Genomic DNA, 23613 nt, shown 5'->3' on the forward strand with positions numbered 1-23613 from the left:
GTTCAGTGCTGGATATTTCATTGGCTCCGGTCATCGTCGTGGCTCCGGACTCATTCAAAGGATCGCTCGGCGCAAGCGAGGTCGCCCAGGCGATTGCCAGCGGCATTCGGAACGCCCTTCCGAATGCCGTCGTGAGGCTCTGTCCAATGGCCGACGGTGGCGAAGGGACGCTCGACGCGATGGTGAACGGAGGCGGTCACCGCATGGCAGTCGCTGTGCGTGGGGCTGACGGACGTGAAAGGGCCATTGACGTCGGTATCACATCGGACGGCAGTGCAATCATCGAGACTGCTGCGATTGTCGGACTCACTGATAAAGCAGGCATTGCGATCGACGTTGATGAGCGGACGAGCTACGGCGTCGGTGAAGCGATTCGCGCGTGTCTTGATCTGGAGATTCGAAGAATTTTCGTTGCATTGGGCGGTACCAGTACCAATGATGGCGGTGCCGGCATGCTCGCTGCACTGGGGATGAGGCTGTTCGAGCAGCATGGAAACGAGATCGAACCGGTACTGAAGACGCTCTCGACAATCAAGCGGGCGGATTTGTCCGGTCTTGACGAACGTCTTGGAAAGACGACGATCATCGGCATGTCTGATGTTGACAATCCCCTCGCCGGGGAATGTGGCGCGACCGCGGTATTCGGGCAGCAAAAAGGGGTCGCCGCTGACCGGATAAAGGACCATGATTTTGCGCTTGCGCACTTCGCCAATGTGGTGGAGTCGACTGTTGGCAGTTTCTGGCAGAACGCGCAGGGTGCAGGCGCTGCTGGTGGGCTCGGCTTTGCATTGATGGCGATTGGCGGTCGGCTTGAATCGGGGGCGGAACTCGTCGCGAAGGAAGTCGGACTGAATGAGGCCCTGGAGGGGGCCGATTGGCTGATCACGGGAGAAGGGCGCTCGGATTGCCAGACCCTGAGTGGGAAGGCGCCGTTCGTTGCGCGTCGTCTTGCGCGTACGTTGGCTGTGCCGGCCACGCTTCTTTCTGGTTCACTCGATACCAAGTCGCTACCCGCTTTGGGCGAGCATTTTGACGGGTGCTTTTCGCCGATCGATGGGCCAATGACACTCGAACGTGCGATCCAATGTGCGCCTTCGCTGTTGGAGCAAGCCGCAGAACAGCTTGTACGGTTGCGCTATACGCCGTGCCAGCGATCATAGCAATCGACATCGCGGGCGGCCGAATATGAACGACAAAGGGACATTGAGAACACCGCCTACCTGACACGGACTTTGTCGGTGACACTTTCATTCCGCGTCGTCAGAGTCTCGCCTAACGGGGCCCACGGGAATCGCCTACGCCATCGTGCCGCGCGGTGACACAATCACTTCTGCGGCTGGCAATCGAACTGTGCTTACCTTGCGGGTCCTCGCCGCCATCCGCGCCAACGTCGCTCCCCGTCTACGCTAAAGGCGAAGCAGCCTCAAAGGCTTGATGGCTCCTCGCCAGGCGCTGGGCGGACAAGTGCCCCGGTTCCGCCGCGGCTACCGTCAATCACCCGCCCGTCGGACAGGCCGAACAGGAAGGTATGGCTCTCCTCATCGCGTCGCGCGTGGTAACGCGACGCTTCCCGCCAGGTGGTCACGAGCCCCCGGTATTCGAACACGCGCTCGCCACGGCAAAGCGGGCGAAGGGCGAACACGCCCTTGCCGTGGATGGGAGATCGCCGGACGGAAACGCGTTTCATGCTGGGCAAATGGAAGGAGGGAGGCCCGGAGTATAGCCGCGGAAAAGGCCACCCACATGTGACGGCCGCCCCGGTCGCGCGTCCGCTCATGCGCGGCCGCTTATGGACGACTTGTTCCTCACTTTGCCTTCGTGAAAGCCTCGGCAATCTGCCGGGCGCGCTTGACCTCGTCGCTGTGCAGGTAGATTGAAGTCGTGGATACGGACGCGTGCCGGAGGTTGTCGCGCACGGTGGTGAGCTCCGCGCCGCGGCCCAGCGCGTGCGTGGCGTGCGTGTGGCGCATCCAGTGCGGGCTCGCGCGTCGCAGCTTTTCTGCGAGGGGCGCGTGATCGGCCTCGATCGCGGCGGCGGCCAGTACAAAGAACCGCCGCATCACCATCCACAGGCGCACGCTGCTGATCGCCGCGTCGTTGTCGGCGCGGGTGCCCACGTCAAGGCTGCCGATCACCGGCGTTTGCGGATTCCAGCGCACGGGCAGCACGGGCAGGGCGCGTTCGGCGAGATAGCGCGCGAGCGCGTCCCAGGCGAGCGGTGGCAGTGCAACGCGCGCCAGCTTCTTCCCCTTGCCGGTGACCCGCAGCCAGTGATCGCCACGCGGATCGGTTTCCACATGGCCGAGGGTCGCGCCGATGAGCTCGCTCGCGCGCAGGCCGGTCGCGTACCCGAAATCCAGCAGGAAGCGCAGCCGCTGCGCCGCGGGCGCCAACCAGCCGTACGACCACTCGAGCCCGTCGGCGATCGTGCGCACGAGGGCCCATTCGCCCTCGCTGAACGCGTGCGAGGTATCGAGCACCCGGGTGCCGGTCGCGTCGCGCACCTTCACGCCCGCGAACGGATTGGCCAGCACGTAGCGCTGCTCGATGAGCCAGCGGAACAGGGCGCCGAGAATCGACAGGGCGTGTGCGACCGAGCGCGCCGAGAGGCTGCCGTTGAACGGCCGCCAGTCCGGCGAGGTGCGCGCCCGCACCGGACCCACCCAGCGGCCGCGCGGCGAAGGGTGGCGCAGGAAGGTGCGGTAGGCGATGGCATCTTCCGTCGTGAGCGACGAGAGCGCGCGGCCGCGTTCGACGATGGCCCACAGGATCAGCCGCTCGGCCTCCTTGCGGTAGGTGCGCTGCGTGGCGGGCGATTCATGCAGCGCGAGCCAGGTCTGCACGGCCTCGTAGTCGTTGGACGCGTCAAGTGTGCAGGTGGCAGGCGGCGCACGGAAGGTCCCATTGGAGCCGTCGATCTCGTGGGGCACCCGGATCGCTTCCCACGGCACGCACATCATGTCCATCGGGCCGCGCTGGCCGGCGACCACCAGCGCGCGGGCTTTCTCTGTGAGCGCCGGCCACGCGGCGAAAAAGGCTTCGATCGCGCGCGCGCTCGCCATGCCCAGTCCCGGCACGGCCTTCCACCACTGGCGGCGGCGCGGGATGCGCACGGTGAGGTCGGCGAGCGTCGTGATGCCGTGCGCGTGCAGCACGCGCACCGCGCGCGGCGCGAACCACTGCGCAATGGCGTCGGCGATCTGCGGCTCGGGCGCTCGCGCGGTGCGCAGGGCGTCGATGGCCTGGGCGACGGCCTTCGCGTGCTGTTTCCGTTCCTCCGCGGGATGCTCGAACAGCGCCGCCAGATCGTCGCGGTGCGCCACACGCGCGAGTGCCTGCAGCCGGCGCCGCAGGGTGCCGAGCACGCCGCGCGCGGACTTCCCGTCGCCCAGCCGCGCGGGCAGGTAGCGCGCCACGGCCTGGCGCACGGACAGGCCGGAATACCAGGCGCGCAGCATGGCGAGTTCGTCGGCATCGGGAAAGCCGGCGGGTTCGGGGGAAGGCGGGGCGGGCAGCCGCTCTGGACGATTTTTCATGTGCCAAGTTTACTGCACAAATCGGTGCATTGTGATAAGAAGGATTATCATAATGGCTTGGTTGTATCGCACATTTTTGGGAAAACCCTGGGATCCGTTGGGCGCGGCGGTGGTGCCCTACGGTGCTCTGGCGGCTTCTGCGATGGTCAGCGGGTAGCGATGACGCCGGCTGCGCAAGGGGTTTGCAGCGCAGCGGGATTTACGCCAGGATGAGCAGGTCGCCCGGTCTTCCCAGCAGGTTAGAACAGCATTTCCACACGATATGGCCGTCCGCTTCGAACTCGTTGCCCTCGCGCTGCCCGTCGGCTGCGCCCCCGAATCGCTTCCGCCGCCGGTTGCGGCACTGGTCGCCGCGTGCTGGCCGGGTATGAGCCGCACCCAGCTGCTTGATCGTGCGCGGCGCCTGGCCCTGCGCATTTCGTTGCGCGCACGACCTGAATCCGGGCCAGACGGCCTGCAGCTGTATTCACTGGTGCTGGTGGCGGAGGACGTCCGGACCGAACTCGTGGCCCACGTGCGCCGCCTCGCGCGTCGTCGCACCGCTCACCGCGCGAGGGTCTCGCTGCCGCCCCCCCGAGATGTGCGGCAGCGGGGGTTGTTCTCGTAACGGGTGGACCAGCCGCAGGCGCGCCTGGATGCGCGTGCAGGGTCCGGACGCCTGCTTGCGGCTGGGGGCAACTGCGGGTCGCACTGACGCGAAGCGGGCTATGATCGCCATCACCGAATCTACGTGGGGGAGACGAATCCTGGCGACATACCAGGAGCTGAAAGCACAAATGGCCGAGCTCGAGGCGCAGGCGGCGGCGGCCCGGGCGGCAGAGTTTCAGGAGGTCCTCGCGGACATCCGGGCCAAGGTGGCCGACTACGGGTTCACGGAGCAGGACATCTTCGGACGCGGCCGGGGCAGGCCGAGGAAGACGGCCGAAAGCGGTGTGCCGGCCAAGTATCGTGACCCCAAGACGGGGGCGACCTGGTCGGGCCGGGGCCGTGCGCCGAACTGGATCAAGGATGCAAAGAACCGCGACAGGTTCCTGATCCGCAGCTAGGTTGGCGCGCCGGAAAACAAACGTCAGGGTTGATGTGCCTCCGCGGGCGGGCGTGGGGTATCGCATCGGTGACGGTTGGCGATCTTGTCGGCGTGCAGGGGGTGAGTGAATGCGCGCGATGACATCGGGTGAGGGCGCAACGTGAGCCGGCGAACGCGAAGCGTTGCGGGTCGCCGACGCATGCATGCAGGTATCGCGTGACGTGTGTGGCGTCAATTCTAACGCGCAGTGCATTACGTCCGGGAGCTCCGCGTAGAATGCGCGTACGTTGAGAGAATTACGGAGCACAGGTTGGTCAGGCCCAGGAAAGCAGAAAAACTGAAGGTTGTCGCAGTCCGCATCGATCCGGCCATCGAGCGCAGGCTCCGGCTGCTGGCTGAAACGAGCGGCCGCAATCCGTCATTCTTCCTGCAGCAACTGATCGAAGGCGGGATCAGCACGCTGGAGGAGGTCTGGCTGCCCCCAGGCCTGTTGGCGCAGGTCCGCGCCGGCGAGGTCCCCGAGCCCGCTGTGTCTCGCGTGGGCCCCGACCTGTTCGACGAACCCGCGTTCGAGCGCTGAAGGGATACGCGCCGAAAGCGTGGTGTTCGCGACTGTCGGAATATGCAGCACAAGCACACGGGTTGCGCCCCTGCGTCGTTAGCTGGACGCAGGGCACAATCAATGCCAACCATATGCGCCGACTAAACCGTGCCGACGCAGTGCTCTTCGATCCAACCCATCGCGCGCTCGCGAGCAAAAGTCAGAGCTTCGTTTTCGTCGATGAAATTGTCATCGAAGCATAGATCGTAGACATCGTCTTCGAAGGAGCCGTCCGATGCTGGGATGAAGATTCTCGCGTTCGCCACAATCCTCCCTTCATCGATACTTGCGCTCGTGCTGATCAGGCAAGTCTGAAAAATGAATTGCATGGCTGCCTCCGGGTTGCTGGTCGCGTGAGGAAAGACCTGTGCGCAAATGCTATGCCACGTCGTGCGCGTACAGTGGCACGAGACGAATTGCGTGACCGGAAGACATCGACTGCCAGCCAACGGAAGCGCCTGCGAAAAATAGGTCGTGTTCCGGTTTAAGGGTTCAAATTTCCCGGTCGCTCGAAGGTTCAACTTCTTGACGAGGATCCACTCGACAGTCCATCTGTGCTCATATAAACTAAGTCCATTGAACTAAGTTTAATGGGGCGCGATATGCACACCTACAACATCCATGAGGCGAAGACCCAGCTTTCCAGGCTGGTCGACGAAGCCGTCAACGGCGGCGAACCGTTCATCATTGCGAAGGCCGGCAGGCCGCTCGTAAAGGTCGTGCCGCTCGATGCGCCGGCCGTCACGCAGCAGCGGCGCATCGGTTTCATGGCGGGCCAGATTCAGGTTCCGGCCGACTTCGACACGATGGGTGCCGATGAGATCGCCGGGCTGTTCGAGGGCAAGGACGCATGAAGCTGCTGCTCGACACGCATCTGCTGCTGTGGGCTGCCGCGGGCGCCGCGGAGTTGTCGGCCGGGGCGCGGGCCCTGATCGGGGACCCGGACCATACGCCTCAGTTCAGCGTCGCCAGCCTGTGGGAAATCGCAATCAAGCGCGCCCTGAACCGAGCCGACTTCCAGGTCGAGCCGCGGGTGCTGCGCCGGAATCTGCTGGACAACGGTTATGAGGAATTGCCGGTGCTCAGCACGCACGTGATGGCCCTCGAAGGGCTGCCCCCGATCCACCGCGACCCGTTCGACCGGCTGCTGGTCGCCCAGGCGATCGCCGAAGGCGTCACGCTGCTCACCCATGACGAATCGGTCGCCCGTTACCCGGGCCCGGTCCGGCACGTCTGAATGAGCGCAATCAGGCCGATCAGGGTATCGTCGTGCACGCGCGTGTGCGTCCGGTACGTTGGTGCTCGGCGCGTCCATTTCACAATAACTCAGCTAGCCGGGTTTGCGACACAGCTTTACAAGCACTCCAAAAACATTGCGCGTGCTGTGGGTATACTGATCCGCTCGAAATTCCGAAACGTACTCGGCTTCTGTTGATCACGCGCGAGAAAACGCCTGCGACGAGCCCCGCCCCGACAAACGTCATCCCGGTCCACCTGAGAGCCGGCGAAATGTCGAACACCCAAAGTCCGCCTATTGTCACGATCCCGGGCACGAGTACCACCGGAACTCGGGCGAGCATGCTTATCTCCTTGGTGAATGGGTATATGCGTGTGGCACAGGCTGTCAGTTCACCGGGGCATCGCTGTCGTCCGCGTTCTCTTGAGCTGGCCCTGTCGTGCGCATCTGCGAAGGATCAACTTCCCAGATCGGCCCGTATCCGGCGGCGTAACACAACAGCGCCCATGCGGAATAGGGGATGTCATTCTCCATGCTCGTCCATCGCCGGATATGACGACCACTCTTGTCCTTCAGCCCCAGGTAAGCCGCGGCGGAGCGATCGGTCATTCCGGCTTGCCGCAGGATTTCCTGAATCTCGGCGCCCGTGGGTTGAGCCCAGTAAATCCCGGGTTGGAGGCATTCGCGTCGGATGTTGAGGTAGGAGGCTTTGGTTGTCATGTCGAGTCCAGGAAATCAGCCCCCACGGCTCTGCCGCGGGGGATACACGCGCCCTGCGGGCGCTTGACGACCCCAGCCCGTGGTCCACCCAGGCCCGAGCCGGATCGTCACGCCGCGATTCGCGGCGCGCCGGCGCTCTCCCCACGCATCCTGCGTAGGTCCCCGTGCGCCTCGATCCGGGCGCGCGGCGCGCGCGACATGCCCCCGATTATCCGGCCTTCCGGCTTGCAGGGGGAGGGGCAGCGGACTGCGACGTGATGGTCCGAGGCGTGGCAGGGGGATAGACGGCGACCCGCGAAGGCCGCCACCGATGGGACGTCGTACAGTCACAGCGGCAGTTCCCGCTGATACAGCGCGACACGGATCGCGTCCATCTGTTCGGGCGTGAGCCGTGAAACATCAACAGACGCGGCACGCTCGTAGATCATCAGGCCGTACACGTCGGCGAGCGTCCGCGCCCTCGCGCATAGCGCGCCATCCTCGCCGGGTGCTTCCCGGGCGCACCAGAAGTTGATAGCCTGTTCGATTTCGGCGATGGTCAAATGGGTAGTCATGTAAGCCTCACAGGCCCGCGCCAACCCCGCGCGGGCGTTGAGTGTCGGTCAGGTAATCCTTAGTGCAATTGTCCCCGCTGCCCGATAATCGTCGTGACGGGGGCGTAGGGCGGTACCCGGTCAAATTCTGCCAGTGCCGCACGGGCGATGGCGCGTAACTCTTCGCGGTGCATCTCAACCGGGTTGCCATCGCGGTCGAGCATGTTGGCAATGCGCCGGAGCGCATCAGCGGAATGGGCCGCCGCGTCAGCAGACAGGGCCATGCGGTGCAGTTCGGCGCGCACGATATTTCGGTCTCCATACTGCCAGACAGCCAGCAACGGCAGCAGGGTGGCGAGCCACGAAGGACGGGTGTTGAGCGTGTCCATGTGATACCCCTATCGGGATGCGCCCCGACACGAAGGCCGGGGCGATCCGGTTAGCCGCGCAGGCGGCGCAGTTCGCTGGCCAGTACCCACAGGGCACGATTCAGGCGGATGTTCTGGTCGATACCCGTCACGGCGCGGGTTGTGGTGGCCCGACCGTTCGCGTTGCGACCGTGCAGCCCGCCGCGAATCATGTTTTCCTGCACGCGGTTAAAGGTGGTCCAAAGATCGGGCGCGCGATCCTCAGCACGGCGAGGCGCGAGAAGCTGGCGTTCCGTGACTGGCGCAGGCTTGTCCTCGTCATAGCGCAGCATGAGTGCCGCACGGGCAAAGGCAACCTGTTCGTCCTCATCGAGCACGGTCGCCGCCATGCGTTCGCGCTGCTGGACCGTTTGCTCGAAGCTTTTCAGCACTGTGAACGCGCCTTCGACGACCTGGCCGATTACATCGCCCTTGTGCGGGATGCGGATATCGCTCAAGTCATTGCCGCACACGATCCCGTTCTGGCACGCCCAGCGGATCATTCCGGCGATCATCTGATAGCTGCTGGTCCCGTTGTGGCTGTTCAGCAGGATGACCTCATTCGCTTCGCGCGTGCCCGTGATCTCGTCGGCGTGGCGCAGCCGGAGCAAGTGCTTCGTATATTCACGCATGCCGTCATTGCGCACGCGTGTCTGGCAGACCATGAAGGGCTGGAAGCCTTCCTTGCGCAGGGCATCAAGCACATCAACGGTTGGAATGTAGCTGTAGCGTGCCGACCGGCTTTCGTGCGCGGAGTGGGCGAGGATGGAAGGCGCAACTTCCGCGATCTGGTCATTCGTCAGCGGGCGTTCCGAGCGCAGGACAACGGCGTTATTACCAAAGCGGCTTGCAAGAGTGCTCATGCTGTTCCCCAAATGAAGGAGCAGACCCGGCCCGCAGGCCGGGGCCGGTCAGTTAGTCGATGGCGCGCAGGATGTTGGCGGCTTCCACGTGCTGCGTGGCGAACTGACGCAACTGGTGGAACCGTTCAATGATGGTGTCGTCCAGCGTCTTTTCCGCGAGGTGGCAGAGCGCGAAGAGGGTCACGGTAATGCCAAAGGCATCCGCGCCCATCATGTCGCTGTAGCCGTTCAGATGCCAGCGCACATGCACGCGACCCGTCTCGGCGGGAGCCATGTAAAAGCCGCCGTTGGAGAGCGTGAAGAAGTGCCAGCGACCACCGTCGTAGCTGCGATTGAGGCGCGTGGCCCAGTCATAGACCAGCGATTCGCCAGTGACGTAGTGATGCCCGAGGTAGCGGGGCAGCACGTTCACGCGCAGTTCGCGGGGAACAACAAATGACGTGATCTTGCATTCAGTAGTACTCACGGTTTGCCTCCGTTTCCGGCCTCGGCGGGGTGCCTGGCCACGCTTTTATATTAGGCTGTTTTGTCCGTTAATTCAAGAAATTCGTCTATTTAATTCAATTCGAATAATCTAAATTTAATCCATGGCGGCACTTGTAATAACGGCTGTTTTGTCCTATTTTTAATGGATGGCCAGGCATCCGGCCGAGGCCGAAACCCGGAGAATCTTTCATGAGTAAGATTGAAGCGACTGAAGCAGTCGCGCAGCGGATCGAATACGTTGCTTTTTCGCGGCTCATGCCCTCGCCGCTTAACGTGCGCAAGAAGTCAACTAGTGGCATTGAGGCCCTGGCCCAAACGATTCACGAAAGGGGGATGATCCAGAATCTCGTCGTGCATGACATGAAAGGCTCTGGAAACGCGTCCAGGCTGGGCGTCTGCGCGGGCCAGCGCAGACTGGCCGCGCTCGACCTGCTGATTGAGCAGGGGCGAATTACAAAGGATTACCAGGTGCCGGTTCTGATCGTGAGCGAAGGGGAAGCCCTGGCCGCGTCGCTGATCGAAAACCGCGAGCGCGAGGACATGCACATCGCGGACGAATGTGTGGCGTTCCGGCTGCTGACGGAGGAAGGCAGGAGCGTGGCGCATATCGCGGCGCTGTTCAAGATTCCGGAGGTGGTCGTGCGGCGCGCACTGAAAATCGCCAATCTTGCGCCGGCACTGCTGGATCTGCTGCGCGAGGACCGGCTCGACTTCGAGCAAGCCAAAGCACTCGTATTGGCCGACGATCATGCGACCCAGGAACGCGTCTGGCACGAAGCCGTGAACGCATGGCAACGCCGCCCTGCCGAGTTGCGCGCGGCGATCACGCGCGAGGAAATCGATGCGAGGGACAGCGCCCTGGCTCGGTTCGTGGGCCTTGATGCTTACGAAGCGGCGGGCGGTCGGGTGCGCCGTGATCTCTTCAGCGCCGACGAGCACGCGGGATACATCGAGGATGCCGAACTACTGCACCGGCTCGCCACCGAGCGGCTGATCGCGCTTTCGCAGACGGTCGCGGCGGAAGGCTGGCAGTGGACGGAATGCCGGACCCGTTACGACGCGATGGAAATCATGCGTCATGGACGCATCGCCTCGACCACACGCAAGCCGACAAAAAAGGAAGAATCCGAGCTTGCGGAACTGAGCGCCGCGCGTGACGCCGCGCAGGCGGAGCTCGATGCGTATTACGACGACGACAGCGAACCCGACGAGACACTGCAGGAGCGTCTGGAGGGGACGGCCACCGCCGCGACGTACGCCGCTGACCAGTACGCCGAGCGCTTCGAGACGTTCGATCCGGAGGCCATGAAGCAGGCCGGGGCGTTTGTTTATCTCGATGACGAGGGGCGTGTGTGCATCGAGCGTGGCCTGGTGCGCCGGGAGGCGACGCCGGGTGCGCAGGCAAGCGCGCCGCCTGTGGGCAGCGCGATGGCTAACGCAGCACGCGCCCCGAAGGAGCGCCCCCTGCATGGCGAAAAGCTGTGCAGGCGATTGACCGCGCACCGGACCGCCGCCGTGCAGATCGAGCTTGCGCAGCAGCCGGGCGTCGCGCTTGCCGTGCTGATGCAGCGCATGATTCCGGTTGTATTCGATGACGTCTATGCGCGGTCGTACATCGACCACGCGGTGAAGATTGAACTGCACACGTCGCGCGATGCGCTGGTATCGAATGCGGACGACATGGCCGGGAGCGTGGCCTGGAAGGCACTGGAAGGCGAGCGCGCGAAGTGGGCGCGGATGCTGCCCAGGCGGGCCGAAGAACTGCTGCCCTGGCTGCTGGAACAGGGCGAGGACGTGACGTCAAATCTCTTTGCCTTCTGCGTGGCGGCCACGGTTGACGGGATCAGCAGCGCCGACCGTCCGCACGCCGTGAACGAGGTGGCCAACACGCTAGCGGTGGACCTCTCGCGTTACTGGAAACCGACGCGCGGCGGTTATTTTGCACACGTGGCGAAAGACCGGATTGCGGCGGTGGTGAGTGAGAGCGTATCGCCCCAGGTGGCGGGCGAACTGCGCGGCATGAAGAAGGACGACGCAGCAGCGGCGGCAGAGCTTCGCATGACGGACTCGGGCTGGTTGCCGGAAGTCCTGCGCAACCGCGAAGTGCCGGAGCGCGTTACGTATGGATACCGCGAGGACGCCGACGAAGAGAATGGAGCCGACGCCGGGACCGAAGCTGACGAACTATCAGAAACTCAGGCGGGTTCAAACGAGGAGGACGACGAGCCGCACTGAGCGGGGTTGCCCCTCAGGTCTTTGACGTCCGTTGCGCGTCGCATCACGACAACCCCGCTCAGGCGGGGTTGTCTTTTTTGGGCGGCACCGGATCGAAGGGGTTAGGCCAGTACTGTTTGACCTTCGCATCCGCGCGTGCGCTTCGCTGTTCAGATGTCAGCAGTCGTTTTTGTTCGCGCGTCAGGTCGGCGGTGAGCCAGTCATCGGGGAGCCTTGCGCCGACCGGCTCGATCGGGAGACGTTCGCGCACAACGGGCGGGGCGGGTACCACGTCCGGAGCGGATCTGGCGTCATTGCCAGGCGCTGGCGTGCGGGCCGTTGCCGGGTTCGGCGCGTCCTCCGCCCGGTGGGCTGCCGGGCCGGTGTCCGGGTGTGGTGCGCGGGGGTGGCGGAGCACGATGCCACGCTCGCGCCGGAGTCTTTTGAGGGTCAGAGCGAAAGTCTGGTACGTGAAGACGAGGCCGGTCTCGGCCAGGTCCTGAATGATCGCGGTGTACCGGACGCCTGCGCGAATGGCGCGCTCGACGCTGTCGAACACGTCGCGAAGCTGGGCGGTCTTGGACCGGCCATCCGATACCGCCGACAGGGCATCGAGGCGTTGTGCGCGTTGCGCGGCGATTTGGGCGTCCATTTGAGCGCTCGCGGGAGAGGGAACGGCGTCAGTATGTCGCGAATGATCGAAAGATGCACCATTGGTGGCCAATCTTTGATTCTCCATGCTTCGAACGCTATCCAGAAATGATCCAAAAGCGATTCATCCTGATCCAGCAATGACCTATCGTCGGGTGGTCGGCTCAAAGTCGAGGCACGACGTATATGTAGACGGAAATGCTGACGCATTTCCGTCTACATATACCGTGCTCCAAGGGGATGCCCCTTGGAGAACCCGGCCGGCTCCGCCTGGCGGGGCAACATCGTGCGAAGCACGGTGTTGCGGGTATCCAACGCGAGCGCCTCTCGAACCAGCGTGAACGCCGGCCACGCGTGCAGATCGGGGCCCATTGCAGGGCTGACCGTCAAGCGATGATTGTGTGGACATTCAACTCGGCGCGCGCAATGCGCTTGCGCATTTGAAGTGAAGAAGCACTGCGCCGCACGCTGGAATCCCGCCCCCACAAGCGCGAAGCTCGGACGTGAATTCAGCGAACTCATCAGCGTGAGGGAATAGCGCCGTGAAAGAGGCAGAAGAAAGAGGTCGTAAATATACGAATACTTATCTTAATGGTGTGATTGCGCCGCCCATTTCTGGGATAAACCTGGGATCGGTCGTGCGCGGCGGGGGTGCCCTACGGGGCTTTGTCGCAGTAAGCGTCGGGTATCATGCGCTCTGACAATACGAGGATTGGCCACTTGATTACGACTCTGAATCCAGCCTTGGCACGGGTGCTCAAGCGCTTGCACTATCCGCTCGACGTGATCCTGACGTGCGTGCGCTGGTATGTGGCATATCCGCTGAGCCTTCGGCATCTGGAAGAGATGATGGCGGAGCGCGGAATTTCGGTCGACCATTCAACTGTGCACCGCTGGGCTATCAAAGTGTTGCCGGTCCTGGGAAAGGCTTTCGCCGCTGCAAGAAAGCCGTCGGTCGGAGCTGGCGAATGGATGAAACGTATATCAGGGTCCGAGGCCAGTGGAAATATTTGTACCGCGCAGTCGTTGCGCCCGGATCCTGTTGAGCGGCATTGAGCTCATGCACATGATCGCCAAGGGCCAAATGCAAGAGCGGGGCATCGGATACACTCATGCCCAGCAGTTTTACGCACTGGTAATATAAGTAATCCTATTGATCTGTCGTTTGCTCGCCATCTTGTCCTTATCGCGACAAAACCATAACGCGAATCCCCGACGGTTCGTCTGGAGCAAGTCAGCCGATGAAATTCTCGCGAGCCTCGAACGGTTTTGCGCACGGGTATAAACAGCATCGGGATAAATGCCATGAACGTCAATACTGAACCGCGCCGGGAATGTAGGAGACTTTGGATCTTGGCTGTAATTGGAGATTTGAAGTATGGAAAACGAAAGCAAGGTAAGGAAGCCCACCGGGACGCGGTATTCGGATGAGGTTCGTGAGCGTGCGGTCCGAATGATCTTCGAGCACCAACACGAATATGAGACGCAGGGGGCGGCGATCCGCTCAATCGCCTCGAAGATGGGGATGTCGCGTGAGACGCTTCGCAACTGGATCATTCAGGCTGAGCGTGATCGTGGCTAACGATCGGGGGCGACGACTGCCGAGCTGGCGCGCCTGAGGGAACTGGAGCGCGAGAATCGCGAATTGCGCACAGCCAACGAGATTCTTCGCAAGGCCTCGGCGTATTTCGCACAGGCGGAGCTCGACCGCCGATCAAAGCCATGATTGCGTTCATCGACGAGCATCGCGACGTCTACGGTGTCGAGCCGATCTGCCGCCTGCTGCCGATCGCGCCGTCGACGTATTACCGGCACGCTGGACGGCGCAGCGATCCGGAGCAATGGCCAGCGCGAGCGCGTCGCGATGCTCAACTGAAGGTCCTCATCCGGGCGGTCTGGGACGAGAACTTTGGCGTGTATGGTGTGCGCAAGGTCTGGCGCCAGTTGCTGCGCGATGACGTGAAGGTCGCGCGCTGCACGGTTGCGCGCCTGATGAAGGCGATGGGCCTCGAAGGTGTGCGGCGTGGGCGCCGGATCAGGACAACGCAGCGCGACGATGCGGTGCCGTGCCCGCTGGACCGGGTCAAACGTCAGTTCCGGGCCGATCGGCCCAACGCGCTGTGGGTCGCGGATTTTACCTATTGCTGGACATGGTCTGGCTTTGTGTATGTGGCCTTCGTGACCGATGTGTTTGCACGGCGTATCGTCGGTTGGCGCGTGTCAGCCTCGATGCAAACTGACTTCGTGCTGGACGCGCTGAACCAGGCGTTACATGATCGCCAGCCGCCGCCCGGGCTCATCCATCATAGCGATCACGGGTCGCAATATCTCAGCATTCGGTACACCGAACGTTTGGTGGATGCGGGCGTTCAACCGTTAGCCGGAAGCGTTGGCGATTCGTACGACAATGCGCTGGCCGAGACGATCAATGGACTGTACAAGGCCGAAGTCGTGCATCGGCGCTCATGGCGTACGCTCCAGGATTTCGAACTTGTAACGCTCGAATGGGTTCACTGGTACAACCACCATCGGTTGCTCAGCCCGCTTGGGTACGTGTCGCCGGCAGAAGCAGAGGAGGTCTACAATCGGAACCTGGCGCTCTCCGCTCGCGCGGCGTAGCGCCAAACTCGGCGGTCTCCGACAAACCCGGCGCGGTTCATTTGCGTGTGCGCCGGGCGCGTCGCCGGGGTGAAGGGCATCGAGGACCATCTCGGCTATCCGACGTATTTTGCTCCGCTGTGATCCGGGGGAGCCGGGCTACGCAGTGACTACCGCCTAGAGTTCGTGCAAGACGGCGCCAGAGAAGTAATAGATGTTCTCGTGCTTGAATCCATGGCGGCCGCCCTTGACGCGAATCTGCGGTTCGAGGGTGAACAGTCCCGCCTCCCCGAGCGTGCGGGTGATGTTCGGGGCGATGAAGTCGAGCGCGCTCATATCGGCCTGCACACTGTGGCCGAGATAGTCGAGCAATTCGCATTCGAGCCGGTCGGTGGCGTCCTTCACCATCGCGTAGAGCTCGTCGAAACGCAGATCGGGCGTCGCCACACGCCGAAGCAGGGCGTGCAGCGATGCCTGGGCGTGAGCGCCCGCGAGAAATTCATCGTCGCGGTGCGGTGCGCGCCGCACCTGTCCGTCTTCGATAAAGTAAGTGCGCGCGAGATCGCCACAATAGCCATTCATGGCCGGATTGAGGTCGATGGTCAGCACGTCGTGGTGTTTGAGCGGCGCGTTATCGGGCACGTAGGCCTCGCGCGAAATGGCGAGACAGGTATGCTCGCCGGCCAGCACGAGCGCAGGCAATGCGCGATACCAGTAATCGTCCACGCCCGCCGCGCGCTGTAGCGCGTCGCACTGGCGCACGAGATCGATCTCGCTGACGCCCGGCGCGATGAAGCGCACGATGTCGTCGAGCGTCCGGCGCGCGGCGTCCTGCACCTTGCGATAGCCGGAGAGACTGGCGGCCGCATCGCGATGTTCCGTATTCGACATGAAAAATCCTTCCCGGTTGAATGCGATCGGTCAGCCGCCGACACCGCGCTTGCGCCCGATGCCGGCGGAAGGCGCTCAGGGCAAGACCGCCAGGTGATGGGTCACGGCCACTACCAGAGCCGCCAGAACGAGCGCCGCGTAAGGCTGCCACGGCCTGCGTGTACCGGCACGGTTCACGAGATCGATATCGCGGCTGAAGGAGGCCGGGAACTTGCCCCGGTCCTGAACATAGTGGCGGAACAGGAACACCGGCACGATCAGGCACGTGAAGACCAGGCCGTTGCGCAGCGTGCCGGGCCCCCAGATATCGGCGCCCATGCCCATGAACGCGAGATTGAGAAAGCCGAAGATCGCGCCGAGCGCCAGCAGCCATCCGCGCGCCCGGTACAGACGCGGCCAGTTGCCCCGGTCGAGGCGATGAATCCAGCCCGCCTGCAGATTGAGGAAATTGAAGATCAGGTAGCCGACGTTGCCGATCGCGAGCAGCATGATGTTGTCCGATAGCATCAGCAACACGAGGTTGAAGGCCAGGTCGGTCCACATCGCGGCCGTCGGTGCGCCGTGCTCGTTCACGTGCGCGAGGTACCTGGGCAACCAGCCGTCGACGGCGCCCTGGTACAAGGTGCGCGACGAGCCCATCATCGAAGTCATCACGGCGAGCACCAGCGAGAGCACGAGCATCGCCACCACCACGTTGGTGACGATCGCGCCACCGCCTATCATCTTCGCCATCACGACGCCGACGGCGGTGCCGTCATAGAGGCCGGGGTCGAGCAGCTTGTCGAGGCCGAGCGAGCCCTGGAACGCCAGCGGCACCAGCGTGAAGATCGCGATGCATAGCAGTCCAGAGTAAACGATCGCCCGCACGGTATCGCGCTTCGGGTCCTTGAATTCGCTCGTGTAGCACACCGCCGTTTCGAAACCGTAGGTGGCCCAGCCCGCCATGAACAGCCCGCCAGCCATCAGCGTGATACCGGCGAGGTTGTAATGGCCGAAACCGACATGACCGGACGCGTCGCGCGCCAGCGGCAGCAGCGGCAGGAAATGCGAACTCGGCATGTCTCCGCTCATGATCGGCACGATGCCGATCAGCACGAGCGGCAACAGCGAGCTGATGCCGAGAATCATTTGGGTACGCGCTGCCTGAGAGATGCCGCGATGCTGGATCGCAAAGGTAATCAGCAGGATGAGTGCGGCGAGGATGGCCATCGAATTGATCCGCAACGTCAGGCCATGCTCGACGAAATCGAGGTGCAGCAGCGTGAGCGACCAGGTGTTGATCGCCGAGTGCGCGGGAAACAAGGTCGTGAGTATGTAACCCGCGGCGAGGCCGGTGCCGAGCGCGAGCACGGGCGACCACGCGTACCAGTTGCACCAGACCGAGATCGGGGCGATGAACTTGCTGTAGCGCACCCAGGCGATCGCTCCATAGACCGATGCGCCGCCGGACTTGTGGGGAAACAGCCCGGCGATTTCGGCGTACGTGAAGCACTGGATGAAGCCCATCAGGATCGACACGATCCAGATCAGCCACGCGGGCTGCCCGACCGTCGAGGCGAGCGCGCCGATGTTGAAGAGGACGAGCGCGGGAACACCGCTCGCCGCCCAGAAGGCGCCCTTCCAGCTGATGGCCCGATGCAGGCTGGCCTGCTCGCCGCCGGGATGAGAGGTCGAGACGGACGCGCCATCGGCGGCGCTGGTTTCCTTGATTAACGGTTGATTCGCGGTTTCCACGAGGTTGTCTCCTCCAGGAGGAACGGCTGGTTGAGGGTTCTGCGGGACGTTCTTCGACGCCGTCAGATCACATCGTGGGATTGACGGGTGTTTTGCGTCAAGTAATTTATTGCGTATAAAGTAATACCTCCAAAGGAGTAGCCGAATGCGCATGCTAAGATCGCCCCACAAGGAACGCTGGCAACTCGGGCACACAACGGCCACGAGCCTCAACTGCACGCAAAGCGAGACGGGAGACAATGAAGTCATCGGGGTTTGGTCAGCGCCTGAAGGAGTTGCTGCAGCAAAAGCAGCTCACCCTCACACAAGTCGCGAAGTCGCTCGGTATCTCCACGCCGTCGGTGCACCGCTGGACCAACGGCGGAGAAATCGAATACGCGAATCTGCGTGCACTCGCCGCTTTCCTCGACGTCAACTGGGTCTGGTTACGCTACGGCGACGAAGCGATCCAGGATCTGAAAGAGACCCTCGTACCCGAGAGCGGCGCGCAGGACCTGCGGCAGAAGTACCTCGGCCAGATCATCGACAGCGAAGCGCGCATGAAGCTCGCCTATGACGCGGCGCGCATCGCCACCTGGGAATGGCAGGTCCTGACGCGCGAGCTGACGACCTCGCCCGATGCGGAGCAGATCTTCGGCAAGCCGCTCGAAGCCATACGTCCCGATCTCCTCCCGTTCGAGCCGCTTCCCCTCGATCGCCTGGTGGCGCAGTTCGCCGATGGCGGCGAGATTCAGGAATGGGACTTCTGCATGCCCGGCACCGATGCGGGAAGCGGACAAGGCGAGGGCATTGAGCACGATGAGCGCTGGCTTTCCTGTCGCGGCCAGCTCATTTACGACGCGGCCCGGCGACCCCTCAAGATCGTGGGCGTGTGCATCGATATCACGCAGCGCAAAGCCATGGAAAAGGCGCTCCGGCGCAGCGAATACATGATGCGCAAGGTCATCGAGACCATTCCAGTGGGCCTGTGGATCGCCGACGAAAGCGGGCACATCCGCATCGCGAATCCGGAGGCGGAGCGCATCTGGGGCGGCGCCAGGCTGGTCGAGCTCGCACACTATGGCGAGTACAAGGGGCGCTGGGAAAGTACGGGCAAGGAGGTGGGCGGCGAGGGCTGGACGCTCGCGCGCGCGATTCTCTCGGGCGAGGCCAGCCGTGGGGAAATCGTCAACATCGACGCCTTCGACGGACAGCAACGGTCGATTGTCATGTCCGCCATTCCGTTGCTGGACGACGATGGGCGCATCATCGGCGCCATCGAGGTCAATCAGGACATCACGTCGCTCAAGCAGGCCGAAGCATCTCGTGGACGCAGTGAATATCGCTGGCGCGCGATGTTCGATCAGCCGATGGTGGGCATCGCCTGGCTGGAGTCCGGTAGTGACATCCTGCACGCGAATGCCAGGCTTGCCGAATTGACGGAGCTCTCAGGCGAGGTGCTGGCGCGGCAAGCACTGGCTTCGCTGTTCGACGAGGCGACCGGGAAGTCGTTGCGCAAGCATCTAAAATCCGCTGAGGCGCGCGGCACGCGGGAGATGCTCAATATCGCCGGTCGTGTGCGGCGCGCGAGTGGACCAGGACCCGAGGTCCTGGTGCAGGTGGTCAGTCAGGGGGGAGGTGAGGAGGGCGTGTTTCGCACTCTGGTCTTTGTTAGCGAAATGCAGCGGGTTGGATAACGTGCCCGTGTGTGCCTGACGCCAAACTAGAAGGCCAAATTAGAACCGGTGTCGCAGCCCCGCGTGCACCGCGACCTGCGTCGCCCCACTCGACGCCGAAAGCGAAACGATCTGCGCGCGTTCCGCGTCTCCGGCCGCCTTCTGATAAACGCCGAACAGGTAAATGTCCGTGCGCTTCGAAAGCCAGTAGTCGACGCCGAGATCGGCCTGATGGTATTTGGGCACCGCGCTGGTACTGTCGATCTTGCCGCGCGTGTACGTGTAGAGCGCGGAAAGCTGCAAACCCGGTGTGAGCATATAGCGAGCGTTGATTTCGGCGTTTTGCCAGACCGAATTGCCTGAAACCGCCGCGCTCTGCGTGAACTTCACACGCGTATAGACGGCCCCGATGGTTGCGGAGCCCAGCGCATACGATGCCCCCGCCGCGACCGTCTCGAGCTTTTGCGCGGACTGTAGCGGCACGCTGCCGACAATCGCGCTGTCGATCGTGCCGCGTCCGTCGTAGACGGCGGTGAGCGGGTCGTCAATGTGGATGTAGCCCGCGCCGAGCGTCAGCCCGCCCAGCGCATAACCCGCGCCGACGCTCCAGACGCGGTTCTGTGCGAAGTCACCCGGCGTGCCCCCGAAGCTGAACAATCCTTCGAACGAGAAGCCCGCGTACTTCACGCTGCGGAATTTGACCGAGCGATCGACGCGATACGTGTCGAGCAGATTGTCGAGGTCGCCGAAGTGCGCGCCATAGGAACCGAACGCGGCGACGCCCGAAAGCGGCGTCACGTAGTCGACTACCGGATCGTACTGGCGCCCGAACGTCAGTGTGCCATAGGGCGAATCGAGCCCGACCCACGCCTGGCGCCCGAACAGGCGTCCTCCCTGACCGAGGCTGCCGTTGAACGAATCGAAGCCGTTTTCCAGCACGAAGACCGTTTGCCAGCCGCCGCCAAGCGACTCCTGGCCGCGCATGCCCCAACGGTTGTTCTGATTCACGCCGCTTTGCGTGAACCACGCCGAATGGCCCGCTTCGTTGCTCGCATAAGTGAGGCCACTGTCGATGATGCCGTACAGCGTGACGCTGTCGGCCGCGTGAGCGAACGAGGGCAGCGCGGCGAGCGAGCCGAGCGAGGCGAACATGGTTTTGCGCAAGCGCGAAGTCATGATCGGGGGTCTCCAGTTGCGGTCTTGTTTGGGGTGAGAGGGGGAAAGACGTCATGAACGCTCGATGCGCCGGGGCGACAGCGCGAGCGTCATCGCGACGCCGCCCGCGCAGAGCAGCAGGCTCATCAAATGCCAGCCATGATCGAGATTGCCGAAGTGCGTCTTGATGAGGCCGATTGCGTAGGGGCTCGCGAAGCCGCCGATCTGGCCGACGCTGCTGATGAACGCAATGCCGCCCGCCGCTGCGGCGCCCGAGAGGTGCGCGGGCGGAATGGCCCAGAACACGGGCATGGCCGCATAGACACAGACCACGGCGATCGAGAGGATCGCGATCATCAAGGCGAGATTCGTGAAGTGCAGCGTGAGGGCGGCGAGCGCGAGCCCCGCGCCGATCGCGCAGCAGGCAAAGTGCCAGCGCCGCTCCATGAGGCGGTCTGAGTTCCGCGCGATCACGATGATGCCAATTGCGCCGATACCATACGGAATCGCGCTGTAGAGCCCGACGCTCAGGACATCGGTGACGCCGAGCTCCTTGATGAGCGTCGGTACCCAGAAGCTGATCGCGAAGGACCCCGCCGCGAGCGCGAAGTAGACGAACGAGAACACACGGACGAGCGGTTTGCGCAACGCCGCGCCGAGCGAGTGCGGCGCGCTGGCGGGCAGCGCGGCGCGCTCCGCGGCGAGCGTTTCGGTGACGAGACGCTTCTCGTCGTCGCTGAGCCAGCCGACTTCGCTGGGCGAGTCGACCAGCGCGAAGTAGCAGACGAGCCCGAGCAGGGCAGCGGGCGCGCCTTCGATGAAGAACATCCATTGCCAGCCCGCGAGGCCCGCGACGCCGGCCATGTCCTTCATGATCCAGCCCGACAGCAGGCCGCCGATGAGCCCGGCGAACGCGACGCCGGCAAAGAACCACGACACGACGGTCGCGCGCCGCGCGGCGGGATACCAGAGCGTCAGATAGAGCACGATGCCGGGGAAGAAGCCGGCTTCGAAAGCGCCGAGCAGGAAGCGCATCAAATAGAACTGCCACGGTGCGCTCACGAACATCATGCCGGCCGAAACGACGCCCCAGCAGAGCATGATGCGCGAGAACGTGCGGCGCGCGCCGATGCGCGCGAGCAGCAGATTACTTGGCACTTCGAAGATGACGTAGCCGATGAAGAAAATGCCTGCACCGAGGCCGTAGATCGCATCGGTGAAGCCGAGGTCCTGTTTCATCTGCAACTGCGCAAAGCCGATGTTGATGCGGTCGAGGAACGCGACCACATACGAAACGAACAGCAGTGGCACGATGCGCCACGAGATCTTGCGGTAGATCGCGGCCGGCGTGGCGGCCAGTGCGGGTCGAGCGGCACTGATGTGCGACATGGGTCTCCTCCGGAATACCGGTGAATCGAATGGGCCACGCGAGCTGCGTTCTTCGCACCGCTTGCGCGTGGCCCTGGACAGGGCGCGTCGTGAACGCGCTAGCGGGTGACGTGGCGGCCGATCCAGTCGGCCATCGCGTCGGCGGAAAGCGTGACCAGCTCGGGCTGGCCCGCCAGATAATGATTGCCGCCCGGCACCGCGATTTCGGTGAGGCGCGCGCCAGCCGCGTCGCGCCACGCGCACGCAGTGCTCGGGAAGGTCGAGCCGTCGGCGGTGTGCGTCATGAGCAGCACGGGCACCGAGGTGCGTGCAAGACTGGCGGGGCCGTCGGCCTGTGAGCGCGACGACCACTGCGAGAGCCACGAGCGCAGCGTGTTGAGCCGGCCCATGGCATTGGCGCCGTAATTCACGGCGTGCGGGTCGCCCCAGATCGAGCCGGCCTTGCGGTCGTTCGCGTCGAGCGCGAGATCGAGAAAGCGCGGATCGCTATGCGTACGATAGACAAGGAAGGTCTGATCCTGCGGTCCCTGCGGATGGGCGCGCAACTGGCGCAGACGCGCGAGCACCCACGCCTCGATGCGATCGCGCCTTGCCAGCTGGGCCGCGCGGAACGCGTCCACGAAGGCGGGCTCGAACGGCGCGCGGCGCGTAGCGTCGTAGAGATCCCACGCGGGATCGGTGGCGAGCGGATCGGACTCGTCGATCACGGACGGATCGAGCCATTCGGCGATCAAGCGCGCGCGGCCCGCGTGCGCAGCCGACAGCACGATGCCGTCGACGGGCGGCAGGTCGGCCGCGCGCAGCGACGTGGGCAGGCCATCGGCGTAATGCGTCGCGCTGAAGTGCTCGGCTTCGCCTTGATAAAAGCTCGCGAGCGCCGCGCCGCCCGAATTGCCGATCAGCACGATCTTGCGATAGCCACGCGCGCGCAGATGGCGCACGCCCGCTGCGAGATCGAGCAGCACCTGCTCCATCAACAACATCGTGTCGTTGCCCGCGTAGCGCGAATTGAGGCCCATGCAGGCGATGCCGCGCGCCGCGAGCGGCTGCAGCAAATAGTGGCCCATGTAATTCGAGGTCGGATGCATCACGATGGCGGCCACCTCGCGCACGCTGTTCGCGGGCTCGACGAGCGCGCCGTAGATGCGCGGCCGCAGGTTCTGCAGGCCGGACTGGCTTTCCATTGCGATGCCTGGCGGGACCTCGATATCGACGAACGCGACCGGCAGCGTGCTCATGCGCGGTCCTCCGCGCTGGCGGCGCGGCGCGCGGCCTTCTCTGCGCTCCAGCGGGTGAGCCGGGCATGGGCCTCTCGTGCGTGCTCGGCCATTTCCGCGTCGCTTGCCGTGGGCGTGGTCAGCTCCAGCCGAAAGCCATTGGGATCGAAGAAGTAGATCGAGCGGATGATGTGGTGATCGGTGATGCCCAGCACCTCGACGCCATGGGCTTCGAGCCGCTCGCGCATTGCTTCGAGCGCCGCCACCGAATCCACGCGCAACGCAATGTGATTGACCCACGCGGGCGTATTGGGCGAGGGCAGCGCGGCCGTGTCGTCGCCCAGATCGAAGAACGCGAGCGATGAGCCATCGGTCATCTGGAAGAAGATATGCACGTACGGGCAGTATTCGCCGGTCGAAGGCACGTGGTCGAGCTGGATCAGATGCACGAGCGGCAGGCCGAGGATGTCCTCGTAGAAGTGGCGTGTGGCTTCGGCATCGCGGCAGCGCCACGCGAAGTGATGCAGGCCGCGAATCGGCTCGGGTTGCTTCATGTTGCCTCCGGGGGGCCCGCCTTGACGGGCACGGTTTCTGGATACGGCCGGATCATGGCAAAGCGCAGCGCAGAGCGTCTGTCCTGATTGCTAACGACAGCGCCACGAAGACGGGTTAACACGGATAGGTTCGCGCGCGTCGCGC

At 63.7% G+C, this 23613-nt stretch carries 22 protein-coding genes, 3 pseudogenes and 1 other annotated feature; of the genes and pseudogenes, 10 read left to right on the plus strand and 15 right to left on the minus strand.

What is annotated here, in order from left to right; genetic code table 11:
• Positions 1-5 precede the first annotated feature (5 nt).
• Positions 6-1160, plus strand: coding sequence for a glycerate kinase (locus tag L5014_RS29665; RefSeq protein ID WP_238467388.1), 1155 nt, complete (start codon positions 6-8; stop codon positions 1158-1160).
• A 305-nt stretch (positions 1161-1465) separates the two neighbouring features.
• Here L5014_RS29665 and L5014_RS29670 read toward each other — a convergent pair.
• Both L5014_RS29670 and L5014_RS29675 read right to left on the minus strand, forming a co-directional pair.
• Positions 1466-1687, minus strand: a pseudogene (locus L5014_RS29670) (SET domain-containing protein); the annotation flags it as partial.
• A 118-nt stretch (positions 1688-1805) separates the two neighbouring features.
• Positions 1806-3536, minus strand: a complete 1731-nt coding sequence (locus L5014_RS29675; protein WP_238467365.1) for a site-specific integrase — start codon at positions 3534-3536, stop codon at positions 1806-1808.
• A gap of 262 nt (positions 3537-3798) precedes the next feature.
• On the opposite strand from L5014_RS29675, the gene L5014_RS29680 reads away from it, so the two are divergent.
• The 3 genes from L5014_RS29680 (at position 3799) to L5014_RS29690 (ending at position 5143) form a co-directional block, all read left to right on the plus strand.
• A complete protein-coding gene (locus tag L5014_RS29680; RefSeq protein ID WP_238467366.1) occupies positions 3799-4143 on the plus strand; it encodes a hypothetical protein in 345 nt (114 codons plus the stop codon).
• Positions 4144-4282: 139 nt separating this feature from the next.
• Positions 4283-4582 (plus strand): H-NS histone family protein, encoded by a 300-nt coding sequence (locus L5014_RS29685; protein ID WP_238467389.1) that lies wholly within the window; start codon positions 4283-4285, stop codon positions 4580-4582.
• Positions 4583-4873: 291 nt separating this feature from the next.
• Positions 4874-5143, plus strand: coding sequence for a hypothetical protein (locus tag L5014_RS29690; RefSeq protein WP_238467367.1), 270 nt, complete (start codon positions 4874-4876; stop codon positions 5141-5143).
• Between the two features lie 122 nt (positions 5144-5265).
• Here the strand turns inward: L5014_RS29690 and L5014_RS29695 are convergent, their stop codons facing one another.
• A complete protein-coding gene (locus tag L5014_RS29695) occupies positions 5266-5493 on the minus strand; it encodes a hypothetical protein (protein WP_238467368.1) in 228 nt (75 codons plus the stop codon).
• A 273-nt stretch (positions 5494-5766) separates the two neighbouring features.
• On the opposite strand from L5014_RS29695, the gene L5014_RS29700 reads away from it, so the two are divergent.
• Entirely contained in the window at positions 5767-6018 is a 252-nt protein-coding gene (locus tag L5014_RS29700; protein WP_238467369.1) for a type II toxin-antitoxin system Phd/YefM family antitoxin, read from the plus strand.
• A complete protein-coding gene (locus L5014_RS29705; RefSeq protein ID WP_110382810.1) occupies positions 6015-6401 on the plus strand; it encodes a type II toxin-antitoxin system VapC family toxin in 387 nt (128 codons plus the stop codon). Before L5014_RS29700 ends, L5014_RS29705 begins: the two co-directional genes overlap by 4 nt.
• Positions 6402-6788: 387 nt before the next feature.
• Here the strand turns inward: L5014_RS29705 and L5014_RS29710 are convergent, their stop codons facing one another.
• The 5 genes from L5014_RS29710 to L5014_RS29730 form a co-directional block, all read right to left on the minus strand.
• Positions 6789-7121 (minus strand): helix-turn-helix domain-containing protein, encoded by a 333-nt coding sequence (locus L5014_RS29710; protein WP_238467370.1) that lies wholly within the window; start codon positions 7119-7121, stop codon positions 6789-6791.
• Positions 7122-7447: 326 nt separating this feature from the next.
• Positions 7448-7675, minus strand: coding sequence for a DUF3717 domain-containing protein (locus tag L5014_RS29715; RefSeq protein ID WP_238467371.1), 228 nt, complete (start codon positions 7673-7675; stop codon positions 7448-7450).
• A 59-nt stretch (positions 7676-7734) separates the two neighbouring features.
• The gene (locus L5014_RS29720; protein WP_238467372.1) at positions 7735-8043 is read right to left on the minus strand and encodes a hypothetical protein; all 309 of its coding nucleotides are present in this window, start codon (positions 8041-8043) and stop codon (positions 7735-7737) included.
• 50 nt (positions 8044-8093) lie between these two features.
• Positions 8094-8924: a DUF932 domain-containing protein gene (locus L5014_RS29725; RefSeq protein ID WP_238467373.1), complete on the minus strand. Its 831-nt coding sequence runs from the start codon at positions 8922-8924 to the stop codon at positions 8094-8096.
• A gap of 52 nt (positions 8925-8976) precedes the next feature.
• Complete coding sequence (locus tag L5014_RS29730; RefSeq protein ID WP_238467374.1) at positions 8977-9390, minus strand: antirestriction protein; 414 nt, start codon at positions 9388-9390, stop codon at positions 8977-8979.
• A gap of 209 nt (positions 9391-9599) precedes the next feature.
• Between L5014_RS29730 and L5014_RS29735 the strand changes: the two genes are divergently transcribed.
• On the plus strand, positions 9600-11645 hold the full coding sequence (locus L5014_RS29735; protein ID WP_238467375.1) for a ParB/RepB/Spo0J family partition protein: 2046 nt from the start codon (positions 9600-9602) through the stop codon (positions 11643-11645).
• 58 nt (positions 11646-11703) lie between these two features.
• Here the strand turns inward: L5014_RS29735 and L5014_RS29740 are convergent, their stop codons facing one another.
• A complete protein-coding gene (locus L5014_RS29740; protein ID WP_238467376.1) occupies positions 11704-12276 on the minus strand; it encodes a hypothetical protein in 573 nt (190 codons plus the stop codon).
• Positions 12277-12965: 689 nt separating this feature from the next.
• Between L5014_RS29740 and L5014_RS29745 the strand changes: the two are divergent.
• Both L5014_RS29745 and L5014_RS29750 read left to right on the plus strand, forming a co-directional pair.
• Positions 12966-13312: pseudogene (locus tag L5014_RS29745) on the plus strand (IS6 family transposase); the annotation flags it as partial.
• Positions 13313-13653: 341 nt separating this feature from the next.
• Positions 13654-14894 (plus strand): annotated as a pseudogene (locus L5014_RS29750) (IS3 family transposase).
• Positions 13956-14072: a sequence feature (AL1L pseudoknot), on the plus strand. (Overlaps the previous pseudogene by 117 nt.)
• Positions 14895-15050: 156 nt before the next feature.
• Here the strand turns inward: L5014_RS29750 and L5014_RS29755 are convergent.
• Both L5014_RS29755 and L5014_RS29760 read right to left on the minus strand, forming a co-directional pair.
• Positions 15051-15764 (minus strand): M24 family metallopeptidase, encoded by a 714-nt coding sequence (locus L5014_RS29755; protein WP_238467377.1) that lies wholly within the window; start codon positions 15762-15764, stop codon positions 15051-15053.
• Positions 15765-15839: 75 nt separating this feature from the next.
• A complete protein-coding gene (locus L5014_RS29760; RefSeq protein ID WP_238467390.1) occupies positions 15840-17405 on the minus strand; it encodes a trimethylamine N-oxide permease in 1566 nt (521 codons plus the stop codon).
• A gap of 332 nt (positions 17406-17737) precedes the next feature.
• Between L5014_RS29760 and L5014_RS29765 the strand changes: the two genes are divergently transcribed.
• Positions 17738-19174 (plus strand): helix-turn-helix domain-containing protein, encoded by a 1437-nt coding sequence (locus tag L5014_RS29765; protein ID WP_238467378.1) that lies wholly within the window; start codon positions 17738-17740, stop codon positions 19172-19174.
• Positions 19175-19213: 39 nt separating this feature from the next.
• Here the strand turns inward: L5014_RS29765 and L5014_RS29770 are convergent, their stop codons facing one another.
• The 4 genes from L5014_RS29770 to L5014_RS29785 form a co-directional block, all read right to left on the minus strand.
• Positions 19214-20329, minus strand: coding sequence for a porin (locus L5014_RS29770; RefSeq protein WP_238467379.1), 1116 nt, complete (start codon positions 20327-20329; stop codon positions 19214-19216).
• Between the two features lie 51 nt (positions 20330-20380).
• Positions 20381-21697, minus strand: a complete 1317-nt coding sequence (locus tag L5014_RS29775; protein ID WP_238467380.1) for an MFS transporter — start codon at positions 21695-21697, stop codon at positions 20381-20383.
• A gap of 98 nt (positions 21698-21795) precedes the next feature.
• Positions 21796-22935: an alpha/beta hydrolase family protein gene (locus L5014_RS29780; protein WP_238467381.1), complete on the minus strand. Its 1140-nt coding sequence runs from the start codon at positions 22933-22935 to the stop codon at positions 21796-21798.
• Positions 22932-23468 (minus strand): VOC family protein, encoded by a 537-nt coding sequence (locus L5014_RS29785; protein WP_238467382.1) that lies wholly within the window; start codon positions 23466-23468, stop codon positions 22932-22934. Before L5014_RS29785 ends, L5014_RS29780 begins: the two co-directional genes overlap by 4 nt.
• Positions 23469-23613 lie beyond the last annotated feature (145 nt).

The organism is Paraburkholderia tagetis, from assembly GCF_022213065.1.
GTDB lineage: Bacteria > Pseudomonadota > Gammaproteobacteria > Burkholderiales > Burkholderiaceae > Paraburkholderia > Paraburkholderia tagetis.